This window comes from Microbacterium sp. ET2, assembly GCF_030347395.1.
Lineage (GTDB): Bacteria > Actinomycetota > Actinomycetes > Actinomycetales > Microbacteriaceae > Microbacterium > Microbacterium albipurpureum.
In genome coordinates this window covers 1,783,306-1,796,156 of the sequence record NZ_CP128170.1, presented here as the reverse complement: position 1 = coordinate 1,796,156, position 12,851 = coordinate 1,783,306, and the positions used below count along the sequence as shown (strand labels likewise).

The window sequence follows — 12,851 nt, the reverse complement described above, 5'->3', positions numbered from 1 at the left end:
CCGTTCGCGGCGAACCCCATGCGGGCAGTGCCCGAATACGGATCCAACGGAACGGCCTGACGCCGGTTCGTCTCATCCCCTCACGTGCGCTGCCCGAATGGGGATGGCAAGCGTGCGCACCAAGTGCCGCTCGCGGCCGCTCCCCTACCGCGCAATGACCGCAAGTGGATCGACCTGACTTGCGCGACGACCTGTGGCCTCGGGTGTGCCATGCCCCCGGGACAGGACTCCGTCCGATCTAGGATGGCGCCGTGGGGCCACCTGATCCGGCGCAGGCGATCGATGCGGCGTCACGCGCGCTTGCAGTAGTTGTCTCGGCCGTTGGGCTGATCGTGGCTATCAGCCAATGGACCCGGCCAGCGATCCTTAAGCGTCGCGCCACCTGGCTGCAGGAGGCGGTCGAGGTCGAGACGAACGAGGTACGGAAAGCCACCCTCAGGTCGATGCTTCTCGACGCCAATGCGAAGATCGTTGCCGGAATGCTTGTGCCTGGCTGGAGGTTCCTGCCGCTCGCCGGGTTTATGCTCCTCGGCCCCGTGCAGGCGTTCGCATGGGCACGCAATGATGCAAACGCTTGGAACGTGATCGGGGCTCTCGTGCTGTCGCTCGTTTTATCGGCCAATCCGATTCGACGGGGCATCCGGCTCCTTGCGGAACGTTATCGCGTGGCACATGAACACCTGGCCGGGGAGATCTCGATTCGCGTTCCGCGCCTTGGGTCACTCAACCAGATGGAAGGTGGAACTCGTGCCGAGATGGGATTTGCGTTCCTCGCCGCGTTAGGAATCAACGCCATCGCAGCGGGTGCCGCCCTCGTCGTTCTCGACCAAGCACTCTGGGGGCTCTTTGTCGGGCTTGCCGGCCTTGCTCTAGCGGCGGTGATGGCGTCCGTCATCAACAGTTACGCGCGGAAGCGGGTCGATGTTTATGGCCCCTGGTCAGTTGATGATCCACGAATGTGACAGAGGAAGACGCCAACGGCGGTGGCGCGCGGCGAACGGGCGCCACTCAACAACCGCAGTCGTTTAGCTCAGAATCTCTACCCACCAGCCTGACACCAGCGATGCGCATTTAGGGATCGCGATCGCACACGCTCGCGACGCTCGCGCCCGACCTCTTACGTGCATTGCCGGGTTAGGGGTCGTGCAAGTTGACGAGGCAACAACACCAATATGAACCGGTCATCGAATTGCCTCTGAACGAGTCCCGCGACTGGACCGGCGAGTGGTGGCTTCCCGACGATCCCGAGAAGGAAGTTCCGGGCGTCTTGTCCTACTCGCCCGAGAAGGGCCTCCGACTGGGCCTAATTGGCGGTTGGGACTACCACGTCACACATCCCGACAAGAATGGCTCGGCCATCGTCACGGATAGTTTGCAGCGGTGGCCGATGGTTCTCGGCTCAGGTGATGGCAAAGCGATCACACTCCTCGGCGGCGTGGTGACCGCAAGATCGTTCGGCCTCGGTAGACCGGTCGGCTCGCCCGACAAGCTCGAACTGAGGGCCAGCACTGCTCCCGTGGGCGTGTATATGGGGGCGCCGAATAAGGTCGCTGTCGTCGACACGGCGAGCGCTACTGGCTCCGGTGCCAATTGAGGCGCGTGCGTCGATCGCGCCTCGGCCGGGACAGCAGGGTGGCCGCGGCCGTCTCGATCTTGAACCGACTCAGTCTGCGGGCGAGCTGGTTCGGACGATCAAGCGCGGCAGAAGACCCGGCTAAGACCAGAAACGGAGGGCGGCACGCATGACGGAGACGTACTGGGTCGGACGCTCCCAGGCTCCGAAGCGGCCGCCGTCGGGTTGCACATCCCACGCGCGTAGGTCGAAGATGCGCTCGACGAGCGAGCGCGGGGGCGGTGGTGCGATGTCGCAAGGAAAGAGCATTGCAGCTCGATCATCTCGACGCTTCTTCAACGAGGCGGTGCGCGAGATGGAACTCATTCGAGACCTTGCCGCGGCCCGGAGACGGCGGTCAGACCGTCGTGATCTACAGCTCCGACGAAGGATCTCCGTCAGGCCAGGTGCCACCCGGGGGCGTGGTAGTCCGCGGTGAACGCGCGCCGCTCGCCCACCGGTGCCGCCCAGCGCACCCCGTTGGCGAGCACGCGCTGCACGTCGACGTGGTGGTACACCGGGAACTCCTGATCGCCGGGGGAGAAGTAGAACACCCGGCCGTTTCCGCGCGTGTACGTGAGGCCCGACCGGAACACCTCACCGCCCTCGAACGTCGAGAGGAAGACGGTCTCCTCCGGAGCCGGAATGTCGAAGAATTCGCCGTACATCTCTTGCTCGGGGATGTTGATCGGGTGCGGAACGCCGGCCGCGATTGGATGCCGCGGCGCCACAGTCCACACGAGTTCTCGTTCGCCGTCGTTTCGCCACTTCAACGCGCATGTCGTGCCCATGAGCCGAGTGAATATCTTGGAGTAGTGCCCTGAGTGCAGCACCAGGATGCCCATTCCCTCAAGCACGGCCCGATGAACGCGGTCGACCACTGCATCGTCCACGAGGTCGTGTCCGGCGTGGCCCCACCACAGCAGGACATCGGTGCGATCGACGACGTTCTGCGGCAGCCCGTGCTCATCTTCCTGCAAGGTCGCGGTGCCCACCTCTGCGTCCGCGCCCAGGTGGCGTCGCAGCCCATCGGCGATCGCGGTGTGGATACCGTCCGGATAGTTGGCGAGTGCCTTCTCGTCGCCCCTGGTCTCGTGGATGTTCTCGTTCCAGACGAGGACGCGGAGGGGGGATGCAGTCATGAGGGTCCCATTCTGAGTCGGGGTGGTCAGGAGAGCTGCACGGGCTCGACGCGCCCGGTGACCGCTGATCGAGCGGCCGCCTCCATGAGCGCCAGGCTGCCGAGATTGTTGCGGCCGGTGCTCTCGGGCAGCGGGCCGCCGCTCACCGCACGGGCGAAGACCTGCAAGCCTGCGGCGCGATCGTAGAGTTCCGCAGGAGGGAGGGGCACCCGCTTCGCGCGCATGCGGCCGGGACCTCGCAGGGTCACCACGTCACCCGACGCGTCCTCCCTCTCACCGCCGGATCGGGACGTGAAGAAGAGTTCTCCTTTCTCACCCTGAATGCTCCATTCACCAGCCCACGCGGTTTCCGGGCCCCGACTGATCCAGCTGCCGCGATAGCTGACGACGAGTCCGCCCGACAACTCGATCGTGATGACCGCGGATGCTTCCTGCGCGTACTTGCTGAAGGATGGGTCGCCGACCTTCGTGAACACCGTTCGCGCTTCTTCGCCGGTGATCATGCGCAGCAGATCGAAGTGATGGATCGCCATGTCGTTGATGAGGGGATGCGGGAATGTGTAGTGCCGATGCGTTTCGAGTGGTGCGTCGTTGTCCCACTTGCGGAAGTCGATGTTGATCGCGGAGAGCTCTCCGATCACGCGCTCGGCGAGAAGTCCTCGGACGACCTGGGGCGCCGGATAGTGACGGTAGTTCTGGCTGACCTGCAGCAGAAGACCCTTCTCCTCCGCTCGGCGTACGGCGGTGAGGGCCTCCGCGACGGTGTCGGAGAGCGGCTTCTCGACGAGGACGTGCTTTCCGGCATCCAGAGCGAGGAGCGCCAGCGGCACGTGCGTCCCCACCGGTGACGTGATCACCACCGCGTCAGCATCTACCGCGGTGAGCGCGTCGCCAAGCGAGCCGAACGTGCGCTCTTCCGACACGCCGATCTCGGCAGCCACCGCGCGCAGGGTCTCGGGATCCGGATCCACGATGCCGGCGATCTGGACGTCCTCCACGGTGGGGATGACCGTCCGAGCCCAGTTGCCGCCCCATCCGCCGAGGCCCGCATGGATGATCCGTACCGTCACGTGGACTGTCCATTCGCCGAAGTCATCGATCAAGCCTACGTCGCTGTGCGTCGTAGCAGCGCACCCCATCCGCTCAGCATCCCGTCGGAACCCAGCTCGGTGCGGGCGGTCACTGGTGGGCTCGTCCCGCTCCGCGCGACTTGCCTCCGGCTTCCCGTGGACGATGACAACGTCCACGACAGAGAGAGTGGCCGTCGTTGCAGAGTGCCCGGTCTTGGCATACTTCCCGGCGGATGCCCACGATCGCTTTGTGGAAACCGTCTCAGCCCTGGACTGCATGTGGCTAAGCAACGAAGGTCCAGGATCTCTACCCTCAGCGGCGGCACGAGTGGATCAGCGTATTGAGATCGGCTCACGAACGTGGTGCAGGATCCGCAGACCTTCGACCGAACGAGGAAGGATCCGGACGGCAACCTCCTTCGTTGAGCCGCGTCGAACTGCTAGAAGGAATTGATGCCGGACTTTTGCGCCATTGCGCGAAGGGTCTTAGCGATGTGATGCAGGCCGTGCTTGTCGAGCCAGAGCGCCTCGTTGAGATAGGCCAAGTCGAGTACGAAAGCTTCGCTGTGCGTCACCGCGTGGCGGTCCTCGTAAGTCACTGTTGCTGTGAGCTGGTGGCGACGGACGAGCGAGCCCGGCGCTGACATCATCACCGGCTACGACCTGCCACCCCACGCGCCGAGGTGAGTGTCGGAGCGTTAGGGTTGCCGGATGCTCCGCCTCATCGCCCAGGTCTATTGGGCGTTCAGCAGATGGACCCTCGTCACCGAGCCCGCACCTGTCCGGCCCACCGTTGTTCTGGGGGCGCCGCACACCTCCAACTGGGATTTCGTGCTCATGCTGGGGATTGCTTGGCGGCTGAATATGCGCTTCCGCTGGTTGGGGAAGGAGAGTCTCTTCCGCGGCTGGCGGGGCCCGATCATGCGCGCGATCGGCGGCATCCCGGTCGACCGGTCGAACCCCGCCGGTGTCGTCGACGCGCTCGTCAGCCGCATCCGGGACGGCGACGTGTTCGGCCTCGTGGTGACGCCGGAAGGGACGCGCGGCGGCGCCGCCTACTGGAAGTCCGGCTTCTATCGCATCGCCCGCGAGGCGGGCCTCCCGGTCACGCTCGGCTACGTCGACCGCACCACCATGACTACCGGGCTGGGGCCGACGCTGCCGCTCACCGGCAATGTGGGCGCGGACATGGACGCCATCCGTGCGTTCTACGCGGACAAGTCGGGAATGCGTCCGGCCCTGCGAATCGAACCACGGCTGCGCGAGGAGGACGATCCTCGTCCGGACGCGTCCGCCTAGCCGAAGGCTCGGCGACTCTGGACATGATCGTCAGTCGGCTGGATATGGTCGTGCGGTGAGAGACGAGCTGCGTGAGCAAACGCGGGGCGCGTACAACGTCGTCGCTGCCGACTATGCCGCGATGATTCCCGATACGAGCTTCGAAGCACCCCTCGACCTAGCCATGATCGACGAGTTCGTCCGACGTGCCGACGCGCGACCGTCGCGCCGCGTACTGGATGCCGGTTGCGGCGCCGGACGCATGCTCACACACCTCCAGTCAGCGTCGCCGCGCCTCGAGGTCACGGGTGTCGACCTGTCGGAGGAGATGATCGCCCTCGCACAACAGGCGCACCCGACCGCCCGATTCGTACACGCCGACATCACCGACACCCCGTTCGAAGCCGAACAGTTCGACGCTGTCCTCGCGTGGTACTCGATCATTCATCTCGCCCCGCCGCAGTTGCAGAATGTCGTCACCGAGTTCGCACGCCTCCTCGCCCCAGGCGGACTCATCCTGCTCAGCTACCACGTCGGGGCCGGCGAACGTCAGCTGATCAAGCCTTACGGGCACGACATCGAGCTGCGGGCCTTCTTGCACCAGACCGACGGCGTGGTGGAAATGCTCGCGGCCGCCGGCTTCGGGATCATCGCGCGCCTAGATCGTTCACCAAGGAAGACGGAGCGGCACGCCCAGGGGTTCGTCCTCGCCGAGCGCCGTTGACGGCATCTAACGAGTGCGGTGAAGACATCGCAGACGCTTCGCAGGATCTCCTCCTTTTCTGCCACGGGTTCTGCGTCGCGCTCGGCGTTTCGCTGAGCGCGCGTTGACTCCTCGCCGACCAACGACGATAGTTAGGTTGATGCCTAACTATTCCGCCGAGGTCGACGCGGTCCTGCGCGCGCTCGCCGACCCCACTCGTCGGGCGATTGTCGAGCGACTGTCGCTGGCGCCGGCCGTCGTGTCGGAGCTGGCGGCGCCGTTCGCGATGGCGCTGCCCTCGGTACTCCAGCACCTGCGCGTGCTGGAGGACGCACGCGTGATCACGTCCAGCAAGCAGGGACGTGTCCGCACGGTGGCCCTTCGCCCCGGGGCGCTGGACGTTCTGCATCTATGGCTTGACCAGCGTCGGACGCCGGCCGAGCAGCGCGCCGACCGCCTCGGCATCCACCTCACCCGCACCTCACCCAAGGAGACCTGACATGACCCGCGTGCGCATCGACCTGTTCGCCTCCCTGGACGGATACACCGCGGCGCCCGATCCCGCGGTACCCAACCCGATGGGAGAGGATTGGGGGCCGCTCACCGCCGCGTACGCAGCCACGCGGACTTTTCGGGAGAAGGTCTTCGGCGATACCACCGGCGAAGGCACGACCGGCGTCGACGAGACCTTCGCCGCTGCATTCTTCGAAGGAGTCGGCGCCGAGATCATGGGTGCGGCGATGTTCGGCCTGCACGCCCACCCCGAAGACCAAGCGTGGAACGGATGGTGGGGAGACGAGCCTCCGTTCGGATGCCCCGTCTTCGTGCTCACCCACACCGCGCCGCGACCGTCCATCGAGATGAGCGGTGGCACGACGTTCCACTTCCGTCGCGGCGCGATCGAAGACATTCTCGCCGAAGCCCGTGTCGCGGCCGACGGTCTGGATGTGCGCGTGGGCGGCGGCATCCGGACGGCCCGCGAGTTCCTCCACGCGGGTCTCGTCGATGACCTCCACGTCGCGATCGCGCCCATCGTCCTCGACCGGGGCAACCGGGTGTGGGAAGACCTCCGCGGCTTGGAGCACACCCATACGGCGAAGACCGCGGTGGCCGAGAGCGGCACCATCCATGTCTCGTTCACACGATGATGAGCATCGTGCGCCGTATCGCCCATTCCAGCTTCACCCTCACCCGCGACTATCCCGTACCCGTCGCCCAGGTCTGGCGGGCGTTCGCCGAGGAGGACCGCAAACGTGAATGGTTCGGTGACGGCGAGGCATTCGACCGCAGTGTGTGGGCCTTCGACTTCCGCGTGGGTGGTCGCGACATCGACGAAGCGAAGTTCCACGGCGGCCCGGTCTCCCGATACGAGGCCGTCTACACCGACATCGTCGACGAGGTGCGGATCGTGACCACCTATGACATGTGGCTCGACGGCGCGCACATGTCGACCTCCCTCGCCTCTTACGAGTTCGAGTCGATCACCGGCGGCACGCGCCTCACCCACGTCGAACACGGGATGTTCTTCGACTCCTTCCACGCCGACGCCGCACAACGTGAGGAGGGAATGCGCGGGATTCTCGAGACTCTCGCCGATCGCCTTCAGTGACGCGCCCCGCCGCCACGGCGAACGACGACCGCGGCCCGCCGCACTGATCACGCGCCGGCACGGGCGCGTTCTGCCCATCTACCGGGATGGCTGCGCCGGAGCCCGTTGACTTGCATCGGGCTGGGACGCCTGTGCGCTGTCGGCAACGGCATCGAACTCGTCGCGAAGATACCTCGGAGCCTGAACGCGCCAGGCGTCGGTCACCAGCTCGGCCAGATGGTCCACCTTGATCGCGCCGAGCCGGAAAGCCACTTTCGGCTCGCTCCACGGTGTGGTCGTCCGCAGGAACACGTCGGGCTCCATCTGGACCAGTGCGCCTGCATCCATCCGGTCTGCGACCTTGACGGCGACGACGAGCTCGGTGGCGAGAATCGCACGGATGTCGTCGGGGATGCTGGGCCAGGGGCGGCACTCCCACGCATACGGCTTCCTCCGGACGAACCACGCGGTGCCGCCCGTCGTCGCGCGCTCTTCGCTGCCGGGAAGGCTACCCGCGATCTTGCGCACGTCGTCGAGGGTGGCCACGGCGCGAGCCTACGCCGCCCGCGCGACATCGATGCCGCTCGAAGCGAGCAGCAGGGTGCTCCGTACGGAGCCGCTCACGCGCACTCCACGCGGTCACCCCGGTGTCGGCGATCACGTGCTGCCGTCGATGTCCCCCCACGCCGCGATGTCGACACCGTGGTTGTCGGGCGACGCGAGTGTCCACCAGTCGGGTGCGTGCGAGCCATCGGCCAGTCGCCCGCCGGCTTCGAGTGCTGCCGCGACACGCTCCTCAGCGTGACCATTGGGCAGGGCGACGTCTATGTGCGTGCGGCCGCGCCCCGGTGCGGCGATCTCGTCGAACCACATCCGCGGTCCTCGGCGCAGCGGGTCGACGACCAGTCCGCCGAGCGACTGGTACCCGAGCGTTGCGACCCAGAAGTCCTGCGTGCTCACTCCCTCCGCCTCCGCGATGGCGATCTGGATCGTGTGCAGCTGGGATGGGTCGGGCGCGAGCCCGAGCTCAGCGGCGATGGATGAGACGCGGCGGACCAGTTCGACGTCGGCGGTGTCCAATCTCCCGCGCGGCGTTGAGGCGGTACGAACGACCACCGCCTCCGGTCGAAGGTCGATGTCGGGCTCACGACCGACCGCATCCGTCACAACTGCGATACGCCGGATGAACTCGACGCCGGTCGCGAAGGAGGAGGTAGGGAACACGGTCTGCGCGCCGCCGTACAGGACGTGCCACCCGGCAGTTCCCTCCTCTTCATGGAACTGCTCAGCGCTGACTGGTTCGCCCATACCGTCTCTCCTCCACCCTCGTCGGCAGCGGGCCATACGCTACGCGACGGCTGCGACATCCGCCGTCAGTGAACATCCGATGGGACACGGCCGTCGATGTCACCGGCGCTAGCCTGTGCGCATGACGATCGCGCGCCACAGGCTCGCGGTCGGGCATGTCGTGGGCGCCATGGTCGCTCTCATCGTGGTCCTCGCGCTCATCTCGCCCCTCTACGGGTACCACCGCGACGAGTTGTACTTCCGAATGCTGCCCCTCGCGTGGGGGTACACCGATCAGCCACCACTTGCTCCCCTTCTCGTTCACGGCGTGACTGCCGTGTGGGGCGACAGCGTCGTCGCGGTGCGCATCATCCCGATCGTCTGCGCCGCAGCTTCGCTGCCCCTTCTCACCCTCATCACGCGCGAAGTCGGCGGCAGCAGGCTCGCTCAGGCGTTCACCGCCTGGGGTGTGGCCGGCGCGACGATGACCTTGATGTTCGGGCACGTGTTCCTCACCGCGAGCCTGGACCTCGTGGTGTGGCCGGCGACGCTGTACTTCGTCATCCGCGCCGTCCTCCGCGAGGAAGGATGCTGGTGGCTCGTCGCCGGCGCCATCGTCGGCGCGAGTTCGTTCAACAAGCTGCTCATCGTCGTGCTGCTCATCGGAGTGGCGATCGGACTCGCCATCTGCGGGCCGCGACAGTGGTTCCGATCGGGCTGGCTTTACGGCGCGGTGGTGCTCATCTTCGTGCTGGCACTGCCGAACCTGCTGTATCAGGCCACGCACGGCTGGCCGCAGTTCGCGATGGGTGCGGCGCTCGGAGCGGAGAACGCCGCCGAGGTGCGAACAATGATGTGGCCGTTCCTCGTGCTGCTGGTGGGACCGGTCCTCGCCGTGTTCTGGGTCACTGCCCTCGTGGCGCTGTTCCGCCGCACGGAATGGCGGCCGTTGCGGTGGCTGGCGGTCACGCTCGTCGTCACCGTGGTGTTCGTCTTCCTCGCGGCAACCCAGTTCTACTACTCAGCAGGAATCCTCGGAGTTCTGACCGCGATGGGTTCGGTGCCGATCGCAGAGTGGGCTCGCACCCGCGCGCGCCGCCTCATCGTGAGCGTCTTGCTGGCGGTCAACGCCCTAGGTTGTGCGGTGACCTCGCTGCCGCTGCTGCCCGTCGACTGGTTCGGGGCGAGCGGGCTTGCATCCGTGAATTCGGCAACGGCCGACCAGGTCGGCTGGGAGCGGTATGTCGAGCAGATCGACGAGGTCGCCGCAGCCTTCGACGCCGACGCGATCATCGCGAGCAACTATGGGGAAGCCGGAGCGCTCGATCGATTCGGATCGGGTGTTCCCGTGTTCAGCGGACACAACGCCCTCTTCGACCTCGGTGCGCCGCCGCCCGATGCGCAGACCGTGGTCATCGTCGGCGGCCAGTACGACCGGGTCGAGTCTCTGTTCTCGACGTGCCGGGTCGTGACCGAACTCGACAACGGCGTCGGCGTGGAGAACGAGGAACAGGGCGAGCCCGTCGCGCTGTGCAGCGGCCCGAACGCCCCATGGGAGGATCTCTGGCCGCAGTTCCGTCACCTGGACTGACCGATGATGTGATGGCGCCATCCGAAGCCGCCACGGAGAACCGAACCTCATCGTCTGGGCGGTCTGTCCACCACTCCGAGACGGAGCCGATCGGCCTGGCGCAGCAGGTACTGCTGCTCGAGCACGCTGGTCGCCCGGCGCGCCGCCTCCGCATACTCGGAGGCCGCGACATCCGTCTCTCCCGCTCGTTCGTGCAGGTAGGCGAGCGCCGCGTGGAACCTCGGCACCTGGGCATCCACCGTCGCGAGCGCCGCGAGGCCTGCCTGCGGACCGTCCGCCTCCCCGACAGCGAGCGCGCGACCGAGTCGGATGACAGGCGAATCACCGAGACGGAGGAGCTCGTCGTACCACTCGACGATCTGCACCCAGTCGGTCTGCGACGCACTCGACGCATCCGCGTGGAGCGCGGCGATCGCAGCCTGCGCCTGGTACTGGCCCAGGAGGTCTCGCGCCAGCGCCCCCTGCAGAATGTCGACGCCCTCGGCGATCGACTCGGTGTCCCACAGGGCACGGTTCTGCTCCGCGAGCGGAATGAGCCGGCCGCCGACCACTCGTGCGGGTCGGCGCGCATGGTGGAGGAGCATGAGTGCCAGGAGGCCGCCGACTTCGGGGTGGTCGGTGAGCACGGCGAGCTGACGCGTCAGCCGGATCGCTTCGATCGAGAGATCTGTCTCGCCCGTGTAGCCCTCGTTGAACATCAGGTAGAGAACGCGCAGCACTCGCGAGAGGTCACCGGGCTGGTCCAGCGGGATGCCGGCGAGTCGCTGTTTCGCGCGACTGATCCGCTGGGCCATCGTCGCCTCCGGCACCAGGAAGGCATCGGCGATCTGGCGGGTCGTCAGCCCGGCGACCGCGCGCAGCGTGAGGGCGATCGAGGATGTCGCGGTCAGCACCGGGTTCGCGCACAGGAAGTACATCGCGAGCGTGTCTTCGCGCTGGGGAACCGGCCCGGTCTCCGGCTCGTCGGCGTGACGCTGCTCGCGCGCGGCACGGGCCGTGTCGCTCCGCACCTGGTCGAGGAACGCCCGCCACGCGACAGCGACCAGCCAGGCCCGGATGTCTCGAACCTCGTCGAGGTCCGGTCGCTCGAGCGCTCGCAGCAGGGCAGTCTGGACGGCATCCTCGGCCGACGCGAAATCAGCGCCGCGCCGGACGAGGATGCCGGTGACCTCGGGGATCGCTCGACGCAGAGCGGTGGCATCCGCGATCATCATCCTGCGTCTGCCGGGGGCGCGCCCATCACCTCGCGGAGCTCGAGCCACTCGCCAAGCGGCGTGCCGCCGGCCCACGGCGCCGCGGACAGCTCCGAGGCGAGCTCGAGCGCGCGATCGTACGAGTCCACTTCGATCAGCATCCAGCCCGCGATGAGATCCTTCGTCTCGGCGAAGGGGCCGTCGACGACCGGCGGGCGTCCCTCGCCGTCGAAGCGCACCCACGAGCCGTCCATCGACAGTGCCTCCGCGGAGACGAGTTCGCCCGACGCGAGAAGTCGCTGCTCCATGTCCTTCATGTACTGGACGTGCGCGTTCCACTCGTCCGGTGTCAGCTGGTCCATCGGAACCTGGTTCACCGCAGGGCGACCACCGCGGTAGTGCTTGAGCATCAGGTACTTCGGCATGTCAGCCTCCCGTTCGTGCGGCCCATTCTGGCCGCTTCATGGAGGAGACGGAACCAAGGCCGCGTTCTCGACATCCGCCGGCGAGAATGTTTTCTCGACCGGAAACTGGACTCTCCCCATGTGGGGACGGTGGTCGGGCTCGGCCGCAGCTCAAGTGGTGCTGTCGAGCACCAGGCGGGCCGCTTCCGTCGGTTGGTCCCAGTGCGGGAAGTGGCCGCAGTTCTCGAACCAGTGCAACGTGGCATCCGGGAACAACTCCGTCGCCCGCGCCGCCTCGCTTGGAACGGTGACTCTGTCCTTCCGCCCCCATCCGATGATCATCTTGCCCTTGAGTGAACCGGCCGGCGCGCCCTCCTGGCGGGGCCCGTGAATCAGGGCATCGAGGGCTGGGTCCAGGCTGGTCGATGTCTTGAACCCCCGAAGCTCGTGCAGTACCAGATCCTTCGGCAGCTTCCAGGGGTGGGCGGAGAACTGAAAAAGCAGGGCCGTGCGGCCCACGGGGTTGCCCGTGAGGAAGGGGAGCGCCGGTTGAATCCGGCGCACCAGCGCGACGGATGCCTTGATACTCGCACCGAAGATCGCCGCCTGGCGATCGTTCCAGAACCCACCAGGTGCCAATGCGACGGTGGTGCCCGCATGCCCTCGACGTGCCATCTCCATCGCCATCCGGGCGCCCATCGAGCTGCCGACTACATCGATATCGCCAAGCTCCGCGTCGCGGACGAACGCTTCAACGGCATCGGTCAGCGTGGCGATCGTCGTTTCCCCGGCCAGCGGCGCGGACTCCCCCCAACCCGGAAGGTCGACGGCGATCACATCGCGCTCAGCTGCCAGCGCCGGGATGACGGGGGCCCAGTTGCCGCTACTGGAGCCGAGCCCATGAATCAGGAGCAGCGGTTTGCCGGAGCCTTGCCGGGTCGAGTGCAGCATGCGTCCAACGTAAGGCGGTGGGGCGCGCCCGC

Annotated in this window: 16 protein-coding genes; 8 read left to right on the top strand and 8 right to left on the bottom strand. The window is 66.7% G+C overall.

Annotated elements, in window-relative coordinates; genetic code table 11:
• Positions 1–251: 251 nt before the first annotated feature.
• Together QSU92_RS08640 and QSU92_RS08635 are read left to right on the top strand one after the other, a co-directional pair.
• On the top strand, positions 252–962 hold the full coding sequence (locus QSU92_RS08640) for a hypothetical protein (RefSeq protein WP_289265767.1): 711 nt from the start codon (positions 252–254) through the stop codon (positions 960–962).
• 188 nt (positions 963–1,150) lie between these two features.
• Positions 1,151–1,594, top strand: a complete 444-nt coding sequence (locus QSU92_RS08635) for an ApeA N-terminal domain 1-containing protein (RefSeq protein WP_289265766.1) — start codon at positions 1,151–1,153, stop codon at positions 1,592–1,594.
• A gap of 416 nt (positions 1,595–2,010) precedes the next feature.
• On the opposite strand, the gene QSU92_RS08630 is transcribed toward QSU92_RS08635, so the two are convergent.
• The 3 genes from QSU92_RS08630 to QSU92_RS08620 form a co-directional block, all read right to left on the bottom strand.
• Positions 2,011–2,754: a ThuA domain-containing protein gene (locus QSU92_RS08630; protein WP_289265765.1), complete on the bottom strand. Its 744-nt coding sequence runs from the start codon at positions 2,752–2,754 to the stop codon at positions 2,011–2,013.
• A 26-nt stretch (positions 2,755–2,780) separates the two neighbouring features.
• Positions 2,781–3,824: a Gfo/Idh/MocA family protein gene (locus QSU92_RS08625; protein WP_289265764.1), complete on the bottom strand. Its 1,044-nt coding sequence runs from the start codon at positions 3,822–3,824 to the stop codon at positions 2,781–2,783.
• A gap of 440 nt (positions 3,825–4,264) precedes the next feature.
• Positions 4,265–4,471 carry a hypothetical protein gene (locus QSU92_RS08620; RefSeq protein ID WP_289265763.1) on the bottom strand — a complete coding sequence of 69 codons (207 nt, stop codon included), beginning with the start codon at positions 4,469–4,471 and terminating at the stop codon, positions 4,265–4,267.
• Between the two features lie 64 nt (positions 4,472–4,535).
• Here QSU92_RS08620 and QSU92_RS08615 point away from each other — a divergent pair, with 64 nt between their 5' ends.
• The 5 genes from QSU92_RS08615 (at position 4,536) to QSU92_RS08595 (ending at position 7,414) form a co-directional block, all read left to right on the top strand.
• On the top strand, positions 4,536–5,123 hold the full coding sequence (locus tag QSU92_RS08615) for a 1-acyl-sn-glycerol-3-phosphate acyltransferase (protein ID WP_289265762.1): 588 nt from the start codon (positions 4,536–4,538) through the stop codon (positions 5,121–5,123).
• Between the two features lie 55 nt (positions 5,124–5,178).
• Entirely contained in the window at positions 5,179–5,826 is a 648-nt protein-coding gene (locus QSU92_RS08610; RefSeq protein WP_289265761.1) for a class I SAM-dependent DNA methyltransferase, read from the top strand.
• A 139-nt stretch (positions 5,827–5,965) separates the two neighbouring features.
• Positions 5,966–6,304, top strand: a complete 339-nt coding sequence (locus QSU92_RS08605) for an ArsR/SmtB family transcription factor (RefSeq protein ID WP_289265760.1) — start codon at positions 5,966–5,968, stop codon at positions 6,302–6,304.
• 1 nt (position 6,305) lies between these two features.
• Entirely contained in the window at positions 6,306–6,953 is a 648-nt protein-coding gene (locus QSU92_RS08600) for a dihydrofolate reductase family protein (RefSeq protein WP_289265759.1), read from the top strand.
• Entirely contained in the window at positions 6,950–7,414 is a 465-nt protein-coding gene (locus tag QSU92_RS08595) for an SRPBCC domain-containing protein (RefSeq protein ID WP_289265758.1), read from the top strand. The genes QSU92_RS08600 and QSU92_RS08595 overlap by 4 nt, the downstream gene beginning before the upstream one ends.
• A gap of 78 nt (positions 7,415–7,492) precedes the next feature.
• Here QSU92_RS08595 and QSU92_RS08590 read toward each other — a convergent pair whose 3' ends face one another.
• Positions 7,493–7,939: an MmcQ/YjbR family DNA-binding protein gene (locus QSU92_RS08590; protein ID WP_289265757.1), complete on the bottom strand. Its 447-nt coding sequence runs from the start codon at positions 7,937–7,939 to the stop codon at positions 7,493–7,495.
• Between the two features lie 111 nt (positions 7,940–8,050).
• Positions 8,051–8,701, bottom strand: coding sequence for a VOC family protein (locus QSU92_RS08585; protein ID WP_289265756.1), 651 nt, complete (start codon positions 8,699–8,701; stop codon positions 8,051–8,053).
• 121 nt (positions 8,702–8,822) lie between these two features.
• Here QSU92_RS08585 and QSU92_RS08580 point away from each other — a divergent pair, with 121 nt between their 5' ends.
• Positions 8,823–10,271 (top strand): glycosyltransferase family 39 protein, encoded by a 1,449-nt coding sequence (locus QSU92_RS08580; protein WP_289265755.1) that lies wholly within the window; start codon positions 8,823–8,825, stop codon positions 10,269–10,271.
• Between the two features lie 47 nt (positions 10,272–10,318).
• Here QSU92_RS08580 and QSU92_RS08575 read toward each other — a convergent pair whose 3' ends face one another.
• From QSU92_RS08575 to QSU92_RS08565, 3 genes are all read right to left on the bottom strand, one after another.
• The gene (locus QSU92_RS08575) at positions 10,319–11,485 is read right to left on the bottom strand and encodes an RNA polymerase sigma factor (protein ID WP_289265754.1); all 1,167 of its coding nucleotides are present in this window, start codon (positions 11,483–11,485) and stop codon (positions 10,319–10,321) included.
• Positions 11,482–11,889 carry a YciI family protein gene (locus QSU92_RS08570; protein ID WP_289265753.1) on the bottom strand — a complete coding sequence of 136 codons (408 nt, stop codon included), beginning with the start codon at positions 11,887–11,889 and terminating at the stop codon, positions 11,482–11,484. The genes QSU92_RS08575 and QSU92_RS08570 overlap by 4 nt, the downstream gene beginning before the upstream one ends.
• A 150-nt stretch (positions 11,890–12,039) precedes the next feature.
• Positions 12,040–12,819, bottom strand: a complete 780-nt coding sequence (locus QSU92_RS08565) for an alpha/beta fold hydrolase (protein ID WP_289265752.1) — start codon at positions 12,817–12,819, stop codon at positions 12,040–12,042.
• Positions 12,820–12,851: the final 32 nt, after the last annotated feature.

Excerpts from the sequence above, each read along its gene's own strand:
- QSU92_RS08630 (WP_289265765.1), bottom strand. The coding sequence starts at position 2,754 with ATGACTGCATCCCCCCTCCGCGTCCTCGTCTGGAACGAGAACATCCAC.
- QSU92_RS08600 (WP_289265759.1), top strand. The coding sequence starts at position 6,306 with ATGACCCGCGTGCGCATCGACCTGTTCGCCTCCCTGGACGGATACACC.
- QSU92_RS08585 (WP_289265756.1), bottom strand. The coding sequence starts at position 8,701 with ATGGGCGAACCAGTCAGCGCTGAGCAGTTCCATGAAGAGGAGGGAACT.
- QSU92_RS08575 (WP_289265754.1), bottom strand. The coding sequence starts at position 11,485 with ATGATGATCGCGGATGCCACCGCTCTGCGTCGAGCGATCCCCGAGGTC.
- QSU92_RS08565 (WP_289265752.1), bottom strand. The coding sequence starts at position 12,819 with ATGCTGCACTCGACCCGGCAAGGCTCCGGCAAACCGCTGCTCCTGATT.
- QSU92_RS08570 (WP_289265753.1), bottom strand. The coding sequence starts at position 11,889 with ATGCCGAAGTACCTGATGCTCAAGCACTACCGCGGTGGTCGCCCTGCG.
- QSU92_RS08605 (WP_289265760.1), top strand. The coding sequence starts at position 5,966 with ATGCCTAACTATTCCGCCGAGGTCGACGCGGTCCTGCGCGCGCTCGCC.
- QSU92_RS08620 (WP_289265763.1), bottom strand. The coding sequence starts at position 4,471 with ATGTCAGCGCCGGGCTCGCTCGTCCGTCGCCACCAGCTCACAGCAACA.
- QSU92_RS08580 (WP_289265755.1), top strand. The coding sequence starts at position 8,823 with ATGACGATCGCGCGCCACAGGCTCGCGGTCGGGCATGTCGTGGGCGCC.
- QSU92_RS08595 (WP_289265758.1), top strand. The coding sequence starts at position 6,950 with ATGATGAGCATCGTGCGCCGTATCGCCCATTCCAGCTTCACCCTCACC.
- QSU92_RS08615 (WP_289265762.1), top strand. The coding sequence starts at position 4,536 with ATGCTCCGCCTCATCGCCCAGGTCTATTGGGCGTTCAGCAGATGGACC.